The organism is Beijerinckia sp. L45 (assembly GCF_009765775.1).
In the GTDB taxonomy this organism is placed as follows: Bacteria; Pseudomonadota; Alphaproteobacteria; order Rhizobiales; family Beijerinckiaceae; genus RH-AL1.
This window is the reverse complement of record NZ_LMUU01000158.1, coordinates 95,772-117,395: the sequence shown is the minus strand read 5'-3', so window position 1 is coordinate 117,395 and position 21,624 is coordinate 95,772. Positions and strand designations below refer to the sequence as shown.

The following is a 21,624-nucleotide window of genomic DNA, read 5'->3' as shown; positions in this document are numbered from 1 at the left end:
TCATAAGCCCTGTCGCCCCAGACGAGTCGGTACTGCGACGTTGTGGCATTAGTGGGACCCGTCTCACCATCACGGTAACGGGCCTGTCCTGCCAAGGTTGCGCCTAGTCGTCGCTACCCTGTAGTTCGAACGCGCCGCGATCGATACCGCCGCCGACGAGGATCGTGCGCTTGCCCGAGTGGTTCGGGGCGCCCACAACCCCTTCCTTCTCCATGCGCTCGACCAGCGAGGCGGCTTTGTTGTAGCCCACCGAGAGCCGCCGCTGGATGTAGGACGTCGAGCATTTGCGGTCGCGCAGGACGATCGCCACGGCGCGATCGTAGAGATCGCCGGATTCCTCCGCGTCCATGCCGCCGCCGACAGGAGCCTCGCCATCCTCCGGCTCGACCGCGATCTCGTCGTCGCTGGTGATGGCGTCGAGATATTCCGGCTGGCCTTGGCTTTTGAGGTGAGCCACCACCTTTTCGACTTCGCCATCCGAGACGAAAGGCCCGTGGACGCGCGAAATGCGGCCGCCGCCGGCCATGTAGAGCATGTCGCCCTGCCCGAGCAGCTGCTCGGCGCCCTGCTCGCCCAGGATCGTCCGGCTGTCGATCTTCGACGTCACCTGGAAGGAGATGCGGGTCGGGAAGTTCGCCTTGATCGTGCCGGTGATGACGTCGACCGACGGCCGTTGCGTCGCCATGATGAGGTGAATGCCCGCGGCGCGGGCCATCTGCGCGAGGCGCTGGATGGCGCCTTCGATGTCCTTGCCGGCGACCATCATCAGGTCGGCCATCTCGTCGACGATGACCACGATGAAGGGCAGCGGCACGAGATCCATCGCCTCGTGCTCGTACATCGCCTCGCCGGTCTCGCGGTCGTAGCCGGTCTGGACGGTGCGCATCAGCTGCTCGCCCTTGAGCGCCGCCTCACTGACGCGGGCGTTAAAGCCCTCGATGTTGCGGACGCCGAGCTTCGACATCTTCTTGTAGCGGTCCTCCATCTCGCGGACCGCCCATTTCAGCGCGACCACGGCCTTCTTCGGGTCGGTCACGACGGGCGTCAGCAGATGCGGGATTCCGTCATAGACGGAGAGCTCGAGCATTTTGGGATCGACCATGATCATCCGGCACTCTTCCGGCTTGAGCCGGTAGAGCAGCGAGAGGATCATCGTGTTGATCGCCACGGACTTGCCCGAACCGGTGGTGCCGGCGACGAGAAGATGCGGCATCTTGGCGAGATCGACGATGATCGGCTCGCCGCCGATGTTCTTGCCGAGCGCGATGGCAAGCCGCTGCTTAGTCTTGTCGAAGTCCTCCGACGCCAAAAGTTCGCGCAGAAAAACCGTCTCGCGGCGCTGATTCGGCAGTTCGATGCCGATGACGTTGCGGCCCTGGACGACGGCGACGCGGGCGGAGATCGCCGACATCGAGCGGGCGATGTCGTCGGCGAGGCCGATCACGCGGGACGACTTGATGCCCGGCGCCGGCTCGAGCTCGTAAAGGGTTACCACCGGGCCGGGTCGGACGTTGATGATCTCGCCCTTGACGCCGAAATCGTCGAGCACGCCTTCGAGAAGCCGGGCGTTCTGCTGCAGGGCGTCTTCCGAAACCTGCGACGCCACCAGCTTCTTGGCTTCCATCAGCATCAGCAGCGGCGGCAGGACGTAGGTGTCGCGGCCGCCCCGCTCGGGACGAGCCTGAACTTCCCGCAAGGCGCGCTGGCTCGGCGCCGGTGCCGCGGCAGGAAGGATCACGCGGGCGAGTGGCGGGTCTTCGGACTCCGCGCTGGAAAGGCGGGCTTGCGCGGCGGCGCGCGCTGCCGGGGGCGCATAGGCGCTGGCATCGAAGCGCGATCCGTCGATGCTGGGCGCGATCGGATCCGGGGCAAAACTGAGATCGAACGGCACGTCCGGGATGAAGTCGCCGTCGAAGGACGGATCCTGCCAGGGCGCCCGCTCGCGCGGCTTCATCCTCGTCGTGCGCAAGCGGCGAAGCCGGCGCATGATCCCCGCCTTCAGGCTGAGGACGGCGTGGATCACGGCGCCGAGCGAGAGGATGCCGATACCCGGCTCGCCGGCGACGTCGTCCTCCTCGTCGTCCCGGGCAACACGGCGCACGGGAACGACGTCGTCATAATCGTCATCGTCCTGATTGGCAGCATGATCCCGCAGGCCGACCGAAGCGGACAGCAGGAGGACGGCACCCGCCCCGATCGCCAGGGCGAGCAGGATCATCATCGGCCTGAAGCCGGACAGCAGCCGCCGCGGGATCGCGATGACGACGTCGCCCATGACGCCGCCGAGGCCGGTCGGCAGCGGCCAATGCGCGGTGATCGGCAGCAGCGCAGCGATGCCGGCCGCACAAAGGGAGCCGGCAAACAGCAGGGCGAAGCGCATCCCGACCCGCGGGAGGCGCCGTGTGGTGACCAGCCGCCAGCCCCAGAACGCGATCGGCATCAGGATGGCGATCGAGGCGAGGCCGAACATCTGCATGAGCAGATCGGACACGATGGCGCCCGGCGCGCCGAGCCAGTTGTGAACCGGCGCGGAGGTGGCGTGATTGAGGCTGGGGTCCTGGACCGACCAGGTGAGCAGGGCAAAGCCGAGCGCAACGAGCCCGACAAGCACGGCGCCACCCACCATTTCCGCGATGCGCCGCACCGCGAAGATCCGGATCGGCTCGGGAATATGATCGAATGCCGAGAAGGTCGTTGTGGTGCGCATCCGGTCTACCGCCAGGCGCCGCAAGCGAGAGCCTGCCACGCCGATTGCAGCCGCGGCACGCGGCCTCTCGGCGTCGAGCGTAGAGGGCGGCGGTTAATGGCGGCTTAACCTTAATCGACCGCCGCGTTGCGCCCCAAGCCATCTCGGAGGGATCCGGAAAACAAAACGCCGCCGTCAAAGACGGCGGCGTTGCTTCTCGTCGGCCGGGCGCGAGGCCCGGCCGATATGCCGATCTCGAGATCAGGTGTTGTAGGCGCGCTCGCCATGCTCGGAGATGTCGAGGCCTTCGCGCTCGGCATCGACGGTGACGCGCAGACCAATGGTCCAGTCGACGACCTTATAGAGGATCGCCGAGCCAATACCCGACCACAGCAGGGTGAAGCCGACCGTTTTGCACTGGATGAGGACCTGGGTCATCATGTCGTAGGTGCCGGGAGCACCGGTGCCGGGCTTCAAGGTGTAGTCGGTCAAGCCGACACCGCCGAGGGCCGGGGCAACCAGGATGCCGGTGCCGATCGCGCCGATGATCCCACCGATGCAATGGACGCCGAACACGTCGAGCGAGTCGTCGTAGCCGACCTTGTTCTTCACCACCGAGACGAAGAAGAAGCAGACGACGCCAACGACGAGTCCGAGCACGATCGCGCCCATCGGACCGCAGTAGCCCGAAGCCGGCGTGATGGCGACGAGGCCGGCGACGGCGCCCGAGCACATGCCGAGAAGCGAAGGCTCGCCCTTGATCAGCCACTCCGCGAACAGCCAGGCCAAGGTAGCGGCCGAGGTGGCAACGAAAGTGTTGACGAAGGTCATCGCCGTGACGCCGTTCGACTCGAGGTTGGAGCCGGCGTTGAAGCCGAACCAACCGACCCAGAGCAGCGAAGCGCCGATCATGGTCATCACGAGCGAATGGGGCGGCATCGGCTCCTTGGGATAGCCGATACGCTTGCCGAGCAGCAGGGCGCCAACGAAGCCGGCGATGCCTGCGTTGATATGCACGACGGTGCCGCCGGCAAAGTCGAGTGCGCCCATCTGGTTGAAGTAACCGGCGTTGGACGTGACTTTGTCGAGAGCGGCCTGAGCCGTGGCCTTGGCGGCGTCACCGGTTGCGGCAGCTAGCGCCTTGGCGGCGTCGCCGACGGCGTCCGGACCCTGCCAGAACCAGACCGCATGCGCGATGGGGAAGTAGATGAAGGTGACCCAGAGCGTGATGAACACGATCAGAGCCGAGAACTTCATCCGTTCCGCGAACGCACCGACGATCAGCGCCGGCGTGATGCAGGCGAAGGTCATCTGGAACGCCATGTAGACGTATTCCGGAATGACGACGCCGTTCGAGAACGTCGCGGCCGTCGAGTCCGGCGTCAGACCTTTCAGGAAGGCGCGATCGAAGCCGCCGACGAAACCGTTGATGGCGTCAGGGCCGGTGGTGAAGGCCAGCGAGTAGCCGTAGATGCACCAGATGATCGAGACGAGCGCGACGATCATGAAAACCTGGGACAGAACCGACAGCATGTTCTTCGAGCGGACGAGACCGCCGTAGAACAGGGCGAGGCCCGGGACCGACATCATGAGGACGAGCGCCGTGGATACGAGCATCCAGGCGGTGTCGCCTTTGTTGGGCACAGGGGCCGGCGCCGCGGCTGCCGCGGTCGCGACCTGAGCCGTCGCAGTCTGAGCGAACGCCCATCCCGCGCTTAACATAGTTCCGAGAAGGCCGAGCCCCAGCGCCCTTCCGGCGCCTTTCGGCGGTGCAATAGTCATCGAAAGCTCCCACATATTGGCTTGATAGAGGAAAAGGAAATCAAAGAGCGTCCAGGTCGCGTTCGCCTGTGCGAATTCGCACCGCTTGCTCGACATCCGTGACGAAGATCTTGCCGTCGCCGATCTGGCCCGTGCGCGCGGCGGTCGTGATGGCTTCCATCACAGGCCCGAGGAGATCGGGCGACACGCCGACTTCGATCTTCAGCTTCGGCAGGAAGCTGACGGCGTATTCGGCCCCACGGTAGATCTCCGTATGACCCTTCTGTCGGCCGTAACCTTTGACTTCCGTAACGGTCATGCCGTGTACGCCGACGTTCGTCAGCGCATCGCGGACTTCCTCTAATTTGAACGGCTTAATAATCGCCATTACTAACTTCATCGTGCTGCCCCCTCCACCCGATAGCTGCCGACCTGCATCCACATCAAACAAATGCATTGGCCGTCAGGCGATACCACGGATTGCAAGAGATGGGCCGCTTGCCTTCAACTCGCCGCGATCGTAGGAACCTTTTTTAAATTCGTGATATTTTGGCTAAAGATTAGGCAACCAGCGCGGTTTCGTCTTACGATTGCGCTCTGGAGCGCCCACACGTCCGTGATCAGTCGGCAAAATGGCGTTGCCGAATAACGCCTTCCTGCATCACCGATGCGACGAGAACACCGTCGCGGTTGAAGATCAGCCCGCGGGCGAGGCCGCGGCCCCCCGATGTGTTGGGACTATCCTGCGCGTAGAGCAGCCACTCGTCGGCACGCGCCGGCCGGTGAAACCACAGCGCGTGGTCGAGGCTCGCTACAGAAAAAGCGGGTTCGAACAAGGTGCGCCCATGCGCGGCCAGCGCCACGTCGAGCAACGTCAGATCGGAGAGATAGGCCAGCACCGCGCGATGGACCGCGGGATCATCGGGAAGGCGCCCGGTCGCCCGGATCCAGACGTTTTGGACAGGGTTCGGTCCGCCCGTGCCATCGTAGCGGCTCAAGCTGCACGGCCGCACCTCGATCGCCTGCTCCCCGGTGAACCAGGCTTTCAAGCCCGGCGGTAACAGCCCCGGCGCATTGGCTTCGATCTCGGCCTTCGACGGCAGGCTGTCGGGATCCGGAACGCTCGGCATCACCGCCTGATGCTCGAGGCCCTCTTCCGTGACCTGAAACGAGGCGAAGAGATCGAAGATCGGACGGCCGGACTGCACGGCGACGCAGCGCCGGGTGGTGAAGCTGCGTCCGTCGCGAACGCGCTCGATCTCGTAGACGATCGGGATCGTCGGATCGCCCGGCAGGACGAAATAGGCGTGGAGCGAATGCGGCACGCGGCCTTCGACGGTGTGGGACGCCGCGACCAGCGCCTGCGCCACGACGAGGCCACCGAAAACCCGCTTGCGGCCGACCGGCGGCACGCGCCCGCGAAACAGGTTGGCCTCGATCCGCTCGAGATCGAGGACGCCGAGCAGCTCTTCGACATTACGGGCCATGGGATGTCCGGTTGGCGAGGGATCCTGGTCGGCGGATCCGACCTAACCCAGGCGCACGTCCTCGTCGAGGGGCCGCGCCTCTTCGGGAAGCATGATCGGAATGCCGTCGCGGATCGGGTAGGCGAGCCGGGCCGCCCGGGACACGAGCTCCTGCGTCGCCGCGTTGTACTCCAATGTCGTCTTGGTCAAGGGACAGACGAGGATCTCGAGCAGGCGCGGATCGATGCGCGAGACCTCCGCGATGCTGTCGCCGGGGACCGGAACCAGGCTCGCCTCACCGTGATCGCTCATTGCCGCTCCTCTTAATATTCACAGTTGGCCTCACCGAACGCAAAGCACGCCTCATTGCAACGTGTTCGGCGCGTTTCGGCCCCGCGCGAGCTCGATCTCGGTGATCGCGACCAAGACATCGGCGCGACCTTTGAGATCGACCGCTTCGAGCAGGGCTTGTTTCTCGCGGGGGCCGAACGGGCTCATCATCGAAAGCGCGTTGACCAGCGCCTCGTTCGGCGCGTCGTTGATCGAATCCCAGTCGATCTGCAGCTGATTCGAATCGGCAAAATCGCGCAACGCTTTCAGGACGCCGTCGCGGTCGACCGCATCCTCGCCGAGGCGCGGACTGAAGTCGCTCTCGAAGGCGGCGAAATCCGCCTTGACCTGACGATAGGGCGTCATCGCCGCGATCTCGTCGACGACGGCAAAGCGGGCGACCCCCGTCAGGGTCACGATGTAGCGCCCATCGCCCGACTCAGCGAACTGGGTGATCCGGCCGGCGCAGCCCACTTTGAACAGCGGTGGCACCTCGCTGGAGGCGCCCTGCGGATCCGGCTGGATCATGCCGATCAGCCGATGACTCTTGAGCGCATCGTCGATCAGCGCGAGATAGCGCGGTTCGAAAATGTTGAGCGGCAATTGCCCGCGCGGCAGCAACAGAGCGCCGGACAGCGGAAACAGCGGCACGACATTCGGCATGTCGCGGGCGCTCGCGGCTTCTTCGTTGCTCATCTGGTGTCCTGTCTTTGCGGCGCGAACGGGCTCGTCCTCTAGGAGAATAGAAGCGTCGAGAGCTTTCTGCGAGCGGACAACGTTGCGGGGTCCATCAGGCTCCAGGCGTCGAAGAACTGCAACAGCTGCTTGCGCGCCCCGTCGTCGTTCCAGGTCCGGTCGCGCTTGATGATGGCGAGGAGCGCGTCGGCCGCCTCATCGCGAAGCCCCTTCGCATTCAAGGCCAAGGCCAGATCGAAGCGGGCCTGGTGATCGTCAGGGTCGGCCTCGACGCGGCGCCTGAGGTCGGCATCGTCGCCGACGGCGCTGGCCTGCTCGGCGAGATCGAGCGCGGCGCGGGCGGCGATGATTCCCGCATCCTTGTCGCCGAACGTCGGAATCTGCGCTGCTACGTCGCGGGCGCCCTCGAGATCGCTCGCGACGACGAGAACGCGAACCAGACCGGCCAAAGCGGCGAGATGCTCGGGGTCCTGTTCGAGAATCGCGGAAAAGATCGCCGCCGCGCTCGCGACGTCGCCGCCCGCGAGCGCCGCCTCGGCCTCGGCGAGAGCCTCTTCGGTGCCGTCGTCGAGGGGCCCGACGAGGCGCTCGACGAATCCCTTGATCTGACTTTCCGGCAACGCGCCCATGAAGCCGTCGACCGGCTGACCGCGCTGAAAGGCGAAGACCGCCGGCGCGCTGCGCACGCCGAGCCGCGACGCGATCTGCGGATGCTGGTCGATGTCCATGCGGACCAGCTTCACCTTGCCATCCGCCGCCTGCACCACCTTTTCGAGCGCAGCCGACAACTGCCGGCTCGGAAGGCTGGCGGCGGACCAGAAGTCGACGAGCACCGGCAGCCGGGCGGACGCGGTGATCACGTCGGCAGCAAAGCTCGTGGTAGTCGTTTCCTTGGCGACCGGCTCGCCCTGTCCCGCCGCCTGAAAGGCCTGCCCGCTGTCTACCATCGTCCGTCTCCTGCCCCTGTCGCGCTGCGAAGATGTGCTGCCCCTGGCGCGTGTGCAACCGTCGCCCGCCCACCGCGGCGGCTTTAGATCGCTTTTTGCGCGCCGATGACAGCCCGATGGACAGAAAGCAGCGGCACGGCGACCGGCGCCGCAAGGACCGGGCGGCCGGTCGGTTCGGCCCTTGTCCCTCGGCACACCAGGCTCGCGAATTTCCCATTTGCATCCCGCGGCGATTTCCGCCTATACGTTTCCGGCGCGGGCGGTGTTGCCGCCCTGCATCGGATGCGGGTGTAGCTCAGTGGTAGAGCACAACCTTGCCAAGGTTGGGGTCGAGGGTTCGAATCCCTTCGCCCGCTCCAGTAAATCAATGGATTAGTTGATTTTCTGGTGTGACGTATCCGATGCTAGTGATATTGCAAAATGACCGTTTTGCCATTCGTCCATCTTCTGGCGACGCATGCATGCTCTGGTGTTAGGGCTTGGGTGAACGCAACTCGCTTCACGCCCAGTCGACGCAGGTCGTCAGCCGGCCATCAAGATCTATTATGGAAAGCATGAAGGGCTTGGGCGGGGCGTCGGGCGTCTACAGGCGAAATAATGCCGGATCGGCGGGCTTTCACGCGCTTCTGACAAGCAGCGGACATGAAAAACAGAACCGGCTCGATAACGGCGCCCACGCCGGCAGCGGCCTCGCTCAATCGATAGCGGTCGAGAGTTTGATGCGGCACGAACCCGAGAGCGGAGACGAGTTGACATCGGGCCGGACAGGCGACTTTCGAAAGCGCCTCGTTCACCTGCAGTCATGCTGAACAAATGCATTACTCAATCACTGCCAACGGTCAACAGATGTCAGCGCCGACAGGCGGACACGCACGGCATTTCTTACCCGCAGAAAGCTTCTCCCATAATTGGAGTTGATCTATTTGGCGAGGGTGGGTCGGCAGGCTAGCAGCGAAGACTATTTCGTGTGAGATTGCAGCGTACTGAGTCGATTTATGCATATTCTGCTCTCAATAGACGTCGTTCTGAGGAGCCTTTAATGACACCTGAGTTTGAAGAATTCCGCCAACGCATTCTTGCACATGCAAAGCTCGTCGCTACTCGTGCTGCTCGAGTCGAGTCTGAAGCGAGCACGAACACTTCGTTAGTGCAGCCGTTCTTGACGGCACTTGGGTACGACGTTGGCAATCCTGACGAAGTGTCACCTGAACATCACGCAGATTTTTCTGAAAAATATCAAAACAAAGTAGATTATGCCATCTTACATAAGAACGATCCTGTCATAGCAATTGAATCTAAGAAGTATGGCTCAGCCATGAAGGACGATCGAGGTCAGCTTCGAAGTTATTTCAACGCATCTTCCACGGTGAAGTTGGGAATTCTGACAGATGGCATGAAATATGAATTTTATGCCGACTCTGACAAACCAAACATGATGGACGACACAGCGTTTCTTCGTTTAAATTTCTCCGACATCGCAAAAGACGGAACTATCGACGATAATACGCTCGGCGGGATAGCCGGTATACGCAATGGACTTTTCAATCCGGAAAACGTCGGAGCTGAAGCAAAGCTAAAGCTTCTGTTTGAATCGATCATTGCTACGCTCAAGATTTTAAAATCGGAACCATCGGATGACTTCATACGGTTTATACTTGGTCAATCTGAAGTAGGCAGCAAGATTGGAAAGCTGACATCGAGGATCGTCGAGGCGAATCGCGATGTTGTCCGGTCCGCGATGGAAGCGTTCGTTGCGCAAGAAGCTCTGGCCCGACTAGGTTATGCGCCAAAAGACGTTGTCCGGACAACGGCAGAACCGATCGCAGTGTCAGCACCGATCAGTGCGCCCGAGCCGGAAGCGGAAGGGCATTTGCCTTCGGACGACGAGGTCAAAGTCCTGGCCTACGCCAAAAACCGCCTCTTGTACTTGGTTCGAAACGACGTCCTCTTCGAAGAAGTCCTTAAGTTAACATTCCGAAAAACGAAGACCTCTTTTCGAGTTTTTTATGGGCGTCCCAACAGTGGGTCGCTATTTGACTACCGCGAGCAACGCGACGGAAAGATATTGCTGCAATTTCCTGCCCTTGAGGGCAGCGAGATTGCTTATAATGCGTCCCCTGAGCTAGATGACTATCTACTGAAAGCCTTTTCGAACCGTGTCAGAGAAGCAGGCGTCTCGTTTGAATCCCCTCCAGCGCTTCGCTCGATTAAGGGCGGCCAAGCTAACGCCGCCGAGAGCTGACTAATGGTCTTCATTCATAGTGTTTGGACATCATGCCATGCCTAACAAACGGCCGGACATTGGACATTTCTGAGCTGCAACGGGCAGAAGCCGGCCTTGGCTTCTGCCGGCGTTATCCGCCGAGCTTCGCGTATGTCAATCGAAGAGCCTCGTCTATGTCAGGCTGCTTTCTTAAGGACGCCGATAGTTAGGTCGGCCTCTCGGCACCATTAAGCCGACAAAACACTCCGAGCGAGCTTCTTTAATCTGCATCGAGCGTGGCCGAGTTATATCCCGTCGCGAAGACGGCTCCTGGGTGCGCTTGATGTCTCCGAATGGTACAGGAAAGCTCTCCTCTTCAGCGCCTTTACGGTCGTTCATTTCCCGTCGAGCGTTCCAAAATCAGCGGACCGCCATTACGCGCGATAGTCAGGTCGCGAATGCTTGCCACACGACCTTGAACGTCATCGCGCACACGCCTAGCCAGAGCGACCTTGAGGGGAAGCACCAGACCGGCATTCGGCCTGGAGGTGGAGGTCTCCATCGATAACGGACACGTCGTCCTCACGATCTTGCACATGTGTTGCTCAATCGCGCCCCGTCGGGCATCGAAACGACCCTCGCGATAGTGGTTCGGGCAAAGTCACGATGAGGTTGAAGAACCGGTCTTCCCCGTCGTTCGCACGGGATGCCCGCGTCGCTGCCTCGTCAAGGAGATCGCAAACTTGCGCACCATCCTGGCGCGGTCCGATGGTCGTCCGAGGGTGACGACCGCGGACGGATACTTAAGGGATCGAGCCGCGGAGTGCGACAAAGTGTCGAGGGTAGCGAACCATCGGCGGCGCTCATCATTGGCCTTTCATAACGAAAGGAGACGGACATGAACACGACCTTGAAGACCATCACGATCGCAGGCCTGACCGCCCTCACGTTGGGTGCGGGCGTCGCAACGACGACATCGTCGGCAGACGCACAGGGTTTCCGCGGCGACGGCTGGCACGGCGGCTACGGGCGACACTACGGTGGGCGCGGGGCGGCGATCGGCCTTGGCATCGCAGGGGCCGCGCTGGCGACCGGTGCAGCCTATAACTATTACCAACGCCCTTATGGCTACGGTTACGGCGATGGATATGGCCGGCCGTACGAAGAGTATCGTTACGGCTACTAAGGTCGGCGTTCACAATAAGGCCCCTGTCGAGACACTCGGCGGGGGCTTTTTTCTATTACCGCCGCCGGCGGCCCGGCAGAGCAATCGATGCGTAACCTGCTCTCATCGTCGTCGCGCCAACGGGCAGCTGCAATCTCGCGCACCTCTCTGTTCCGTCGGATCGTGCAATCCGTATGCGAGGGCCAACATACCTATCCACGGTATACCGGCCTCCCCAGAACCAAAGCGACGAGAAGACGTCTTTCGATGCCTTGACGATCGTCGGCCGCGGTCGATCTAAGGTTGAGCTTTCAACCGGGGATGCCCTATGGCCGAGAATTCCAAGACCCGTCAGACGCCGTCGCCGGACACGATCGTTGCGATCCGCGCGGCGCTCTTCGAGCCCGTCCTGAAGAGCCGGCACCTTCGCTCGACCGCGGATGTCTCCGCGCCGCTGCGCCTCGGCAAACCGCGCCAAAGCGTGCCGAGCGCGGCGGTTTCTGAATAGCCGGAGCGCTTTTCAATCAAGCGCGCGACGACGAGCCGCGCGATGCAAAGCCGGTTTGGAAGACAAACGATGTGTCGATCGCCTTGATGGCGCGGTCGAGATGCTCCTGGGCCGCCTGTTCGCGACGCTCCAGGCGCTCGATCTGCTCTTCCGCGTCCTTCGCGCGCGCTTCGGCCTGTATCGCTTGTTGATGGGACCGCGCTTCGCTCGCCTTCTGTTCGGCGAGCGTCTCGTTCAAGCCCCGGATGATTTTCTCATAGGTCCGCATCTGAAAGTTCAGAGCGTTGATGAAAGAGCCGGCGTGTTCGATCGCCCTGATCGAGGCGTCGACATCGCCTCGATTTGCCACCTCCGATGACGGCGGCGCAGATCCCTCCGGCCGCGGCTCCGCGCCCCGGACGAGAGGACCGATCTCGACGACAGCACCCTGGTGAGATGATCCAAGCGACGTGTCAGTCTCCGGAGGTTTGGCGATGGGGGTCACGTGCTGGTCCTTCTCACAAAGCGCGCCACAGCAATACAGACATCATGCTTAATTCCGAGTAAAAGCCCGCCGGCAACGATGGTTTGCCAACAATGCATATGCCACAAAACAACAAACTTGGTACAAACGACTGCAAACCGAATTTTATGAGCTGATCAGAACCGGTTTTTCCCCGTTTCCGTCCTCGTTGCCGGGAAATACTTGCACGGGCTGACAAAACGCGCTTGCCGTATGGTGTAGGCGGCCGCGCGCGGACACCGGTGCCCCGGCTGGGCCATGCGTTGCACGGCGCCCGATCTTCCCCTAACGAGGCGCTTCCTCCCAGAACGCCACCTGATGTGCCGGCCTGCGACGCCAAGGACTCGATCTATGCCGGACCATTCCCTGCTCGTCACCCACAGCGGCAAATTCCACTGCGACGAGGTGTTCGCCTATGTCGTGCTGCGCCTGGCGCTGGGCCTTGGCGAAGCGGACCACACGCTGGTGCGCACCCGCGACGCCAAAATAATCGCGAGCGGCGATGTCGTGTGGGATGTCGGCAGCCTCTACGACGAGGCCACCAACCGCTACGACCACCATCAGCGGGGCGCGCCGGTGCGCGACGACGGCACGCCGTTCAGCGCGGCCGGGCTGGTGTGGCGGCGCCATGGCGTGGCGGCGGTCGGCGCACTTCTCGATGCCGACATCCAGGCTTTCGCGCCGAAGATTGCCGCGGAGATCGACCAGAGTCTGGTCCGTCGCATCGACGAACTCGACAATGGCGTCGTGGCGGAAAAGGACACGCTGGGGCTTGCCTCGCTGATCGGCGATTTCAACCCGAGCTGGGACGCGCCCGGGGGCGACGCGCAGGCCGATGCGGCATTTCTCCAGGCTGTCGCGATGGCCGATGGCGTGCTGCGCCGCCGCGTCGAATCCCTGCGCTCGCGCTTGGCGGCCGAGGCGATCGTCGTCGCCGCGCAGGCGGCTTCGGCCGATCCCCGCATCCTCGAGCTCGATCGCGGGATGCCGTGGAAGAATGCGGTGTTCGCCCATGACCTGCCGGTCGCCTACGCGATCTATCCCGTCTCCAACGGCAATTGGATGGTCGATTCCATGCCGCCGGAAGCCGGTTCGTTCGAGCAGCGCATTCCGTTGCCGCAGGCCTGGGCCGGCTTGCCGGAAGCGGATCTCGCCGCGGCGTCCGGCGTCGACGATGCGGTCTTCGTGCATCTCCGCCGCTTCGTCGGCGCGGCGAAGACACGCGCCGGCGCGCTCACCATGGCACGTAAGGCGATTGTCATCAGCGAGGAGGCTTAGGGCACGACACCGGCCCCAAGCGGGGCCGCCGCGCATCCTCCATGCGGCTGATTGACAGCGGTTGCATGTGCAATACGGTGCAACCGACGCTATTGGAGCGTTTGGCTGGCGCACTTTGGATGTGCGAGACGGCCTCAGCATATGGGAGCGAGGCATGACGCCCATCAGACCCTATGGTGTCGCTGTGACCGATGCGATCGCCTCCGGAAAAGTCGACGAGATGAAAGCCGTGGCGCAGGCGTGCCGGGATTATCTCGCGACCTATGGCGACCTGCCCCGGCTCCTGTCGACCCTCGATGCCGAGATCGCGAAACTATCAGCCCACAAACCATCCTGACGGCGGCGTTTGCCGGCTGTCCGCCGCTGCCGGCAATGCCCTCAACCTCGAAGGGTTTTTTCCATGACAACCATCCGTCCGCTCTACATGGTCACCGTCACCGATGCGATCTGCAAAGGCGACCTCGCCGAAATGAAAAAGCTTCGCGCCGAATGCGAGAAGCACATTGCGGATCACGGCGATATCGCGAGCCTTCTCAGCACGCTGCAGGTCGAGATCGCCAAGGCCGAACACGGCGCCAAACGCAAGTAACGCGATCATCGTCTTCGCTTTCGAAAGCCGATCGATCGCACTGTTCGTGGGCCCACGGTTTCTGTGGCGCCGTCGCGACGCGTTGATCGTGCCGCTCGACAGCGCTGTATTGAAACGAGCCTCACAGGCGCGACCCAGGGAGTCGGGGTATCCGCCGCTATCTTGAGAGCCGCGCATGTCTGGATCCTCACGATGACCGCATCGCTCGCCGACCACACCATCCATCGCCCCGTGCGCTATACGGATGTGTCGGACTACGAGCGGATGGTGCCGGTGCATGTGGTGTGGGAAATCACCCTCGCCTGCAATCTGAAATGCCTGCATTGCGGCTCGCGGGCCGGTGGCCCCCGCGCCGACGAACTGACCACGACTGAGGCGCTCGACCTCGTCGATCGGCTGGCCGGCCTTGGCACGCGGGAAATATCGCTGATCGGCGGCGAGGCCTATCTGCGCAAGGATTGGGTCGAGATCATCCGGCGGTGTCGCAGCCGCGGCATGCGGACGGCGATCCAGACCGGTGCCCGCAATCTCACCGAAGCGAAGATTGCCGCCGCGGTCGAGGCCGGCCTGCAGGGGATCGGTGTCTCCATCGATGGGCTCGCCGCACTGCATGACCGTGTCCGCGGCGTGCCGGGATCCTTCGACCAGGCTTTCGCGGTGCTCGCAGCCGCGAAGGCGCACGGCCTCGCCGTTTCGGTCAATACCCAGATCGGCCCGGAAACGCTGTCGCAGCTGGAACCGTTGATGGACCGCATCATCGCCGCCGGCGCAACGCATTGGCAGATACAGCTCACCGTGGCCATGGGCAACGCGGTCGATAACGACCAGCTCCTGCTGCAGCCCTACCAGCTTCTCGACCTGATGCCGCTGCTGGCGCGGCTTTACGAGGACGGCCGCGAGCGCGGACTGCTGATGGTCGTCGGCAACAACATCGGCTACTTCGGCCCCTACGAGCATCTCTGGCGCGGCTTCGGCGACGAGAGCGAACATTGGAGCGGCTGCGCCGCCGGCCAGACCGGCATCGGCATCGAGGCGGACGGAACGATCAAGGGCTGTCCTTCGCTCGCCACCTCTCTGTACGCCGCCGGCAATGTCCGAACCGCGACGATCGAGGATATCTGGCGCCACAGCGAAGCGATGCGTTTCGGGCGCCTGCGCGACGTCGACGAACTCTGGGGCTACTGCCGCACCTGCTACTACGCCGACGTCTGCCGCGCCGGCTGCACCTGGACCTCGGAGTCGCTGCTCGGCAAGCGCGGCAACAATCCCTACTGCCACCATCGCGTCCGGGATCTTGCGGCGCACGGCCGCCGCGAGCGCATCGTCAAAGTGAAGGAGGCTCCGGCGGACAGCTTCGCGATCGGCGAGTTCGCGCTGATCGAGGAAGCCATGCCCGGCTGCGACCTGCGCCCGATGCCGGCGCGCGATCCCAACGCCGTTCATGTCCGGACGGTCGTACGCGCGGCTGACGGCGGCCTGGCGCCGGCAACGCTAGACCTGTGCCGCGATTGCGAGCGCTATGTCTGGCCCCACGAGACGACCTGCCCGCATTGCGGCGGCGATCTCGCGACCACCGCGGCACGCCACGCGGCCGATGTCGCCCGGCGGCAGGCCCTGATCGCCCGGGCCCGAGCGGTGCTCGCCCGGCTCGGATCCGAGGGCGCTCGACACGAAGCCTAAATCGCGGCTCGATGGCTGCGTTTCGGTTCCTTGAACGCGCGTGTCGCGGCGATTACACGCCAGCGTGCTATGAACGGTCCGGCGGCTCTGCTGCTGTTGGACCCGCCCAAGGATCATCCATGGAATTCGTGCTTATCGCGCTCGTCGTTGTCGTGGTCATCGCGGTGTCCCTCGGCATCCGCACGGTGCCGCAGGGCCAGGTTTGGACCGTCGAGCGCTTCGGCCGTTTCACCCGACTGCTGCATCCCGGCTTGAACCTGATGACGCCGTTCGTCGAACGCGTCGGGCACAAGATGAACGTGCAGGAGATCGTGCTCGACATCCCCGAGCAGGCGGTCATCACCCGCGATAACGCCGCCGTGGTGGTCGACGGCATCATGTACTAACGTGTCCTCGATGCCGAGAAAGCCGCCTACGGCGCGCAGAACCTTGTGCAGGCGCTGACCTCGATGGCGATGACGAACATCCGCTCGGTGATCGGCGCGCTCGACCTCGACGGCGCCCTGTCCGGCCGCGAAGAGATCAACGGCCGGCTCCTCGAAACATTGGATCACGCCACCGGCCCGTGGGGCGTCAAGGTCAGCCGCGTGGAACTGCGCAAGATCGAGCCGCCGGCGAACCTCGTCGCGGCGATGAACCTGCAGATGACGGCGGAGCGCGAACGCCGCGCCACCGTCGCCCGGGCCCAGGGCGAGCGCGAGGCGGAGGTGACGCGCGCCGAAGGCGCGAAGCAGGCGGCAGTGCTGGAGGCCGAGGGTCGCCTCGCCGCCGCGTTGAAGGACGCAGAGGCCCGCGTCGCCCTGGCGGAAGCCGAGGCCAAGGCGACGCAGGTCGTGGCACAGGCCGCGGAGGGATCGGGCGGCGAGGCGCTCCGCTATTTCGTCGCCACCAAATACGTCGAGGCGATCGGCGCCTTGGCCGCCAACCCGTCCGGCCGCACGCTGGTCATTCCGATCGAGAGCGCCGGCCTTGCCGGCGGCATCACCCAGGCGCTCGCCGCGATGCAGCTCGGCGGCCCGGCCAAATGAACCCCGGCCTCATCTGGGCACTGGTCGGGATCGCGCTCTGCGGTGCCGAGTTGCTGCATCCCGGCGTGTTCCTGCTGTGGATCGGACTGGCGGCGGTATGCGCCGGCGGCGTGACCTGGCTGGCCGGTATGGCGTTCCCCTGGCAGACGGTCGTCTTTCTGGCGTGTCTCGCCGGCTCGGTGGCCATTCCCGTGCTGCGTCGACGCAACCGTCCGCATGAGGACGGCGGCGTGAATGCCCCGGCGAGCGGCCTGATCGGCAAGACCTGCCGCGCCCTGGCCTTCGACGGCGCGGAGGGCCGTGTCACCTTCCGCGATGGCACGTGGTCGGCGCGCGTCGCGAGCGGGGACGCCCCGGCGCCCGGTACGCTGCTGCGGATCGTCGGGCTCGAGGGCACGACGCTGGTTGTCGAGCCATCCTGAGACCCGCCCGGCGCTCTTGACCCCCTGCCGGCAACGCTCTATCAAAGCACCTCCCCAAACGGGGCCATGATCCGCCACGGCTTTTCGAAGTCGGCGGTCTCGTCCGGCAGCGCGTCGCGCCCCCGGGCGCGTTTTGCGTTGCGTCTCATCCGTGCGTTGTGCACAGAAATCGCGACATTACAGGGATTGGCATGTTCGAAGGTCTTTCCGATAAGCTCTCAGGCATCTTCGATGCCCTGACGCGGCGCGGTGCGCTGTCGGAAGAAGACGTCAACGTCGCGCTGCGGGAAGTCCGTCGCGCTCTGCTAGAAGCCGACGTCGCCCTTGATGTCGTAAAAAGCTTCGTCGACAAGGTGCGGGCCAAGGCCGTCGGCGCCAACGTCATCAAGTCGGTGACGCCCGGCCAGATGGTCGTGAAAATCGTCAACGACGTGCTGATCGAGACGCTCGGCGCCGATGCCGAGCCGATCGACCTCGACGCGCCCGCCCCCGTCGCGATCATGATGGTCGGGCTCCAGGGCGCCGGCAAGACCACCACCACCGCCAAGATCGCCAAGCGTCTCACCGACCGCATGAAAAAGCGGGTGCTGATGGCCTCGCTCGACGTCAAGCGTCCGGCGGCGCAGGAGCAGCTCGCCGTCCTCGGCAAGCAGGTCGGGGTCGATACGCTGCCGATCGTCGCCGGCCAGACGCCGGTGCAGATCGCCCGGCGCGCCGAACAGGCCGCGCGCCTGCAGGGCTACGACGTGGTGATGTTCGACACCGCGGGCCGCACCCATATCGACGAGGCCTTGATGGCCGAGATGGCGGAGATCAAGTCCGCCGCGATGCCGCACGAGATCCTGCTCGTCGCCGACAGCCTGACCGGCCAGGACGCCGTCAACCTCGCGAAAAGCTTCAACGATCGCGTCGGCATCACCGGCATCGTGCTGACCCGCGTCGACGGCGACGGCCGTGGCGGCGCAGCGCTTTCCATGCGCGCGGTGACCGGCAAGCCGATAAAACTGCTCGGCACCGGCGAAAAGATGGACGCGCTGGAGGATTTTCATCCCGCGCGGATCGCCAACCGCATCCTCGGCATGGGCGACATCGTCTCGCTCGTCGAAAAGGCGGCGGAAAACATCGATCATGAACAAGCCCAGCGCATGGCCCAGAAGATGGCCAAGGGCAAGTTCGACCTCGACGATCTCGCCGACCAATTGGCACAGGTGGAGAAGATCGGCGGCCTCAACGGCATCATGGGCATGCTGCCGGGCATGGGGAAGATGAAGGAGCAGCTTGCTGCCGCCAACATCAACGAGAACACGATCAAGCGGCAGCGCGCGATCATCCTCTCGATGACCAAGCAGGAGCGGCGCAATCCCGATCTGCTGAAGGCGTCGCGCAAGAAGCGCATCGCGGCGGGCTCGGGCATGCGCGTCGAAGACGTCAACAAGCTGCTCAAGCAGCACCGCCAGATGGCGGATATGATGAAGAGCATGGGCGGTGCCAAGGGTGGCGGCGGCATGCGCAAGATGGCCGGCATGATGGGCGGCCTCATGGGCGGTGGCGGCGGCAATCCGTTCGGCGGCATGCCGCAGCCGACGCCGGAACAGATGGCCGCGCTGCAGAAGCAGATGGGTCAAGGTGGTGGTATCACCGGCGGCATGCCGTCCCTGCCCCCGGGCATGAGCCTGCCCAAAGGCATGCCGGGCATGGGCGGCGGCGGGCTTCCCGGCCTCGGCGGCTTCAACCCGTTCGGCAAGAAGAAGTAGCATGGCCGAGACAGAAAACCTCGTCCTGGAACACCTCCGTCCCATGCGCGGCCAGCTCGATCGTGTCGAGCAGCGCCTGGACGACCTCACAACGCGCGTCGGGCGCATCGAGACCGACGTCGCACAAATTCATGTCACGCTCGCGGAGCATTCGATCCGGTTTGACCGGATCGACACGCGGATGGCACGGATCGAAAAGCGCCTCGACCTCGTCGAAGGCTAAGTTTTCTTACGAACCTCAAGAGAAAGAAACGCAATGTCCCTGAAAATTCGTCTGTCGCGCGGTGGCGCCAAGAAGCGTCCGTTCTACCGCATCGTCGTCGCCGACGCCCGCATGCCGCGTGATGGCCGCTTCATCGAGCGTCTCGGCACCTTCGATCCGCTGAAGGCCAAGGACCATGCCGAGCGTCTCGTCGTCGACGCCGAGAAGGCCGCGGAATGGATCACCAAGGGCGCCCAGCCGACCGATCGCGTCGCGCGTTTGCTCGAGACCGTCGGCGTCGGCAAGCGCGAAACGCGCAACAACCCGGTCAAGGGTCTGCCGAAGAAGAAGGCCCAGGAGCGCACCGCGGCCAACGCCGCTGCCGCCGAGAAGGCCGCGGCAGCCGCAGCCGCCCCGGCCGAAGAAGCCGCGTAAGTTTTACGCATGGAGCGCATTCTCGTCGGTCGGTTCGGTGCTCCGCATGGGGTCCGCGGCGAGGTGCGTCTCCAGAGCTTTACCCAGGCCCCAGGCGATATCGGGACCTATGGGGCGCTCGTCGACAAGGCCGGCACGCAGCGATACGAGATCAAGACGCTGCGGCCGGTGAAGGATAATCTCTTCGTTGCCCGGGTTGCCGGGATTGCGGACCGCACCGCGGCGGAGACGCTCACGAATATCGAACTCTTCGTTCCTCGCGCGGCGCTGCCGCCGCCGGACGAAGAGGAGTTTTACCTCATCGACCTCATCGGCATGGCCGCGGTCGACGAAGCGGGCACCGCGATCGGCACCGTGGTCGCCGTGCCGAACTACGGCGCCGGCGACATTCTGGAAGTCGCGCCCGTCGCGGGCGGCGAAACCCTGCTGCTCCCGTTCACCAAGGCCGTCGTGCCGACCGTCGATGTTTCTGCGCGCCGCGTCACCGTGGTGTTTCCCGACGAAACGGTCGATCCCGCCGAAGAGCGGTAGGCCGTTGGACCGGTGTTCGACCACATAGTCTGCGGCGATGAAGGGGGTCCGGCACTCTTGTTGTGTGGACGGACGCCGATGCTGCGGACGTGACGCATCCTTGGGCGGCCTCGCCGGGATACGCGGGACGCACCAGACGGGCCCTTGCGTGCAGAGACCGGGCAAGCGTGCCGCAGCCATCAGTCCCGTTCCGGAGCCGCCGATGCGCAATTGCCGAGATCGCGATGGGCCCCGGGTGTTGATCCACGACCGTGCAGCCCCCATCCTCGCCTTGGTTACAGCGCACGAAAGGTGACGCGTGACGCTTGGTGACGCAAAAATGCGGGTCAGCGCGCCGCGATTCAGCGTGGCACCCCGCCACACTGCGTCCGATGGCGCGCGCTCTTTTCGACGACATCGAAATCGGAAGGCTTCCAATGTCTGCAAGTCTTGCTGCCAGGGCTTTGGGTTCAGCGCAGCCATTCCGCGCGCAGGCGCTCGCGATGCCGGGCGAACCACTGCAGGATGACCACGGCAGGCCCGGCCTCGATCGCGCCGGAATCGAGCAGGGCGATCGCGGCCTCCGCGAAGACCACCTCGACCCGGATATCCTCGCCCTCGCTCGGCAGACCATGGATGCCGCCGAGCCCTTCAAGGTCTGCCTCGCCGCAGAAGGCAACGATGCGCTCCGAGGTCCCGCCGGGCGAGGGCAGAAAAGCCTGCGCCCGGGCGAGCCGCTTCAAAGTGCAGCCCGCCTCCTCCAGCGCCTCGCGCCGCACCGCGGTCTCGTCGGACTCGTCTTTATCGACCATTCCGGCGACCACCTGCAGCGGGCGCGGCGCGAGCCCCGCGACCAGCGCGCCGATGAGAAATTGCCGGATGAGCAGGACTTTGTCCGTTTTCGGATCGTAGGGCAGAAGGCAGACGCTGGTACCACGCTCCAAGAGTTCGCGCTTCAGCGTCGGGCTCATCGTGCCGTCGAAACGCCGGTGCCGCAGCGTGTGAACGGTGATGCTGAGAAAGCCATGGTAGGCGGTCGCGACGGGATCGCGGTCGACGTCGATATAGCTGTCCGGATCCTTTTCGCTCACGTCGCACATCCTCTGTTTGCCTGGGTTCGCCGGGTGCCTTGTTCCATCGCGACGTCGTTCCGTTGCCGGGCGCTCTTTACAATCGCACCGGGCTTGGTCACGCCATAGCCCATCCTCGTAGCGGACTTTTGTGATGTGGCGCGCCGACGTTTTCACCCTGTTCCCGGCCATGTTTCCGGGGCCGCTCGGCCTGTCGCTGTCGGGCGAGGGGCTTGCCAAGGGCATCTGGAGCCTCGAGCCCCATGATATCCGCGACCACGGCCTCGGCCGGCACCGCGCGGTCGACGACACGCCGGCGGGTGGGGGCGCCGGGATGGTGATGCGGGCCGACGTGATGGCCGCCAGCCTCGACGCCGTGTTGGCGCCCGACG

General features: G+C 64.2%; 23 protein-coding genes, 1 tRNA gene and 1 pseudogene (1 of these 25 cut by a window edge). 16 read left to right on the top strand and 9 right to left on the bottom strand.

Going from position 1 to position 21,624, the window contains the following annotated elements:
- Positions 1-103: 103 nt before the first annotated feature.
- The 7 genes from GSQ79_RS16955 to GSQ79_RS16925 form a co-directional block, all read right to left on the bottom strand.
- Positions 104-2,707 carry a DNA translocase FtsK gene (locus GSQ79_RS16955; protein ID WP_158809847.1) on the bottom strand — a complete coding sequence of 868 codons (2,604 nt, stop codon included), beginning with the start codon at positions 2,705-2,707 and terminating at the stop codon, positions 104-106.
- Between the two features lie 240 nt (positions 2,708-2,947).
- Positions 2,948-4,408 carry an ammonium transporter gene (locus GSQ79_RS16950; RefSeq protein ID WP_158809908.1) on the bottom strand — a complete coding sequence of 487 codons (1,461 nt, stop codon included), beginning with the start codon at positions 4,406-4,408 and terminating at the stop codon, positions 2,948-2,950.
- Positions 4,409-4,508: 100 nt separating this feature from the next.
- Positions 4,509-4,847: a P-II family nitrogen regulator gene (locus GSQ79_RS16945; RefSeq protein ID WP_158809907.1), complete on the bottom strand. Its 339-nt coding sequence runs from the start codon at positions 4,845-4,847 to the stop codon at positions 4,509-4,511.
- A 220-nt stretch (positions 4,848-5,067) separates the two neighbouring features.
- Positions 5,068-5,934 (bottom strand): acyl-CoA thioesterase II, encoded by an 867-nt coding sequence (gene tesB / locus GSQ79_RS16940; RefSeq protein ID WP_158809846.1) that lies wholly within the window; start codon positions 5,932-5,934, stop codon positions 5,068-5,070.
- A gap of 42 nt (positions 5,935-5,976) precedes the next feature.
- Positions 5,977-6,225 carry a Trm112 family protein gene (locus GSQ79_RS16935; protein WP_158809845.1) on the bottom strand — a complete coding sequence of 83 codons (249 nt, stop codon included), beginning with the start codon at positions 6,223-6,225 and terminating at the stop codon, positions 5,977-5,979.
- A gap of 51 nt (positions 6,226-6,276) precedes the next feature.
- Positions 6,277-6,939 carry an LON peptidase substrate-binding domain-containing protein gene (locus tag GSQ79_RS16930; protein ID WP_158809844.1) on the bottom strand — a complete coding sequence of 221 codons (663 nt, stop codon included), beginning with the start codon at positions 6,937-6,939 and terminating at the stop codon, positions 6,277-6,279.
- Between the two features lie 38 nt (positions 6,940-6,977).
- On the bottom strand, positions 6,978-7,886 hold the full coding sequence (locus GSQ79_RS16925) for a co-chaperone YbbN (protein WP_158809843.1): 909 nt from the start codon (positions 7,884-7,886) through the stop codon (positions 6,978-6,980).
- A 284-nt stretch (positions 7,887-8,170) separates the two neighbouring features.
- Here GSQ79_RS16925 and GSQ79_RS16920 point away from each other — a divergent pair.
- The 4 genes from GSQ79_RS16920 (at position 8,171) to GSQ79_RS16905 (ending at position 11,762) form a co-directional block, all read left to right on the top strand.
- A tRNA-Gly gene (locus GSQ79_RS16920) sits at positions 8,171-8,245 on the top strand.
- Positions 8,246-8,925: 680 nt separating this feature from the next.
- A complete protein-coding gene (locus tag GSQ79_RS16915; protein ID WP_158809842.1) occupies positions 8,926-10,128 on the top strand; it encodes a type I restriction endonuclease in 1,203 nt (400 codons plus the stop codon).
- An 859-nt stretch (positions 10,129-10,987) separates the two neighbouring features.
- Positions 10,988-11,275 carry a hypothetical protein gene (locus tag GSQ79_RS16910; protein ID WP_246725391.1) on the top strand — a complete coding sequence of 96 codons (288 nt, stop codon included), beginning with the start codon at positions 10,988-10,990 and terminating at the stop codon, positions 11,273-11,275.
- 307 nt (positions 11,276-11,582) lie between these two features.
- On the top strand, positions 11,583-11,762 hold the full coding sequence (locus tag GSQ79_RS16905) for a hypothetical protein (protein ID WP_158809841.1): 180 nt from the start codon (positions 11,583-11,585) through the stop codon (positions 11,760-11,762).
- 16 nt (positions 11,763-11,778) lie between these two features.
- Here GSQ79_RS16905 and GSQ79_RS16900 read toward each other — a convergent pair whose 3' ends face one another.
- Complete coding sequence (locus tag GSQ79_RS16900; protein ID WP_158809840.1) at positions 11,779-12,246, bottom strand: hypothetical protein; 468 nt, start codon at positions 12,244-12,246, stop codon at positions 11,779-11,781.
- A gap of 369 nt (positions 12,247-12,615) precedes the next feature.
- Between GSQ79_RS16900 and GSQ79_RS16895 the strand changes: the two genes are divergently transcribed.
- The 11 genes and pseudogenes from GSQ79_RS16895 (at position 12,616) to rimM (ending at position 20,183) form a co-directional block, all read left to right on the top strand.
- Positions 12,616-13,542: an MYG1 family protein gene (locus GSQ79_RS16895; RefSeq protein WP_158809839.1), complete on the top strand. Its 927-nt coding sequence runs from the start codon at positions 12,616-12,618 to the stop codon at positions 13,540-13,542.
- Between the two features lie 154 nt (positions 13,543-13,696).
- Positions 13,697-13,879 carry a DUF1843 domain-containing protein gene (locus tag GSQ79_RS16890; RefSeq protein ID WP_158809838.1) on the top strand — a complete coding sequence of 61 codons (183 nt, stop codon included), beginning with the start codon at positions 13,697-13,699 and terminating at the stop codon, positions 13,877-13,879.
- A 63-nt stretch (positions 13,880-13,942) separates the two neighbouring features.
- Positions 13,943-14,131 (top strand): DUF1843 domain-containing protein, encoded by a 189-nt coding sequence (locus GSQ79_RS16885; RefSeq protein ID WP_158809837.1) that lies wholly within the window; start codon positions 13,943-13,945, stop codon positions 14,129-14,131.
- A 192-nt stretch (positions 14,132-14,323) separates the two neighbouring features.
- Positions 14,324-15,811 carry a GDL motif peptide-associated radical SAM/SPASM maturase gene (locus GSQ79_RS16880; protein ID WP_158809836.1) on the top strand — a complete coding sequence of 496 codons (1,488 nt, stop codon included), beginning with the start codon at positions 14,324-14,326 and terminating at the stop codon, positions 15,809-15,811.
- Between the two features lie 11 nt (positions 15,812-15,822).
- Positions 15,823-16,494, top strand: a pseudogene (locus tag GSQ79_RS29660) (SPFH domain-containing protein); the annotation flags it as partial.
- A 24-nt stretch (positions 16,495-16,518) separates the two neighbouring features.
- Positions 16,519-16,839 carry a band-7 C-terminal domain-containing protein gene (locus GSQ79_RS29035; protein ID WP_305764622.1) on the top strand — a complete coding sequence of 107 codons (321 nt, stop codon included), beginning with the start codon at positions 16,519-16,521 and terminating at the stop codon, positions 16,837-16,839.
- Positions 16,836-17,261: an NfeD family protein gene (locus tag GSQ79_RS16870; protein WP_158809835.1), complete on the top strand. Its 426-nt coding sequence runs from the start codon at positions 16,836-16,838 to the stop codon at positions 17,259-17,261. The genes GSQ79_RS29035 and GSQ79_RS16870 overlap by 4 nt, the downstream gene beginning before the upstream one ends.
- Before the next feature lie 191 nt (positions 17,262-17,452).
- Positions 17,453-19,015: a signal recognition particle protein gene (ffh, locus tag GSQ79_RS16865; RefSeq protein ID WP_158809834.1), complete on the top strand. Its 1,563-nt coding sequence runs from the start codon at positions 17,453-17,455 to the stop codon at positions 19,013-19,015.
- Position 19,016: 1 nt separating this feature from the next.
- On the top strand, positions 19,017-19,238 hold the full coding sequence (locus tag GSQ79_RS16860; RefSeq protein ID WP_158809833.1) for a hypothetical protein: 222 nt from the start codon (positions 19,017-19,019) through the stop codon (positions 19,236-19,238).
- A gap of 33 nt (positions 19,239-19,271) precedes the next feature.
- On the top strand, positions 19,272-19,652 hold the full coding sequence (gene rpsP, locus GSQ79_RS16855; RefSeq protein WP_158809832.1) for a 30S ribosomal protein S16: 381 nt from the start codon (positions 19,272-19,274) through the stop codon (positions 19,650-19,652).
- Positions 19,653-19,661: 9 nt separating this feature from the next.
- A complete protein-coding gene (gene rimM / locus GSQ79_RS16850; protein ID WP_158809831.1) occupies positions 19,662-20,183 on the top strand; it encodes a ribosome maturation factor RimM in 522 nt (173 codons plus the stop codon).
- 449 nt (positions 20,184-20,632) lie between these two features.
- Here the strand turns inward: rimM and GSQ79_RS16845 are convergent, their stop codons facing one another.
- On the bottom strand, positions 20,633-21,253 hold the full coding sequence (locus GSQ79_RS16845) for an NUDIX domain-containing protein (RefSeq protein ID WP_158809830.1): 621 nt from the start codon (positions 21,251-21,253) through the stop codon (positions 20,633-20,635).
- 133 nt (positions 21,254-21,386) lie between these two features.
- On the opposite strand from GSQ79_RS16845, the gene trmD reads away from it, so the two are divergent.
- Positions 21,387-21,624, top strand: the beginning of a protein-coding gene (gene trmD / locus GSQ79_RS16840; protein WP_158809829.1) for a tRNA (guanosine(37)-N1)-methyltransferase TrmD. 443 nt of this gene lie beyond the right edge of the window; 238 of the gene's 681 nt are visible here — the first part of the coding sequence; the start codon lies at positions 21,387-21,389; its stop codon lies off the right edge, out of view.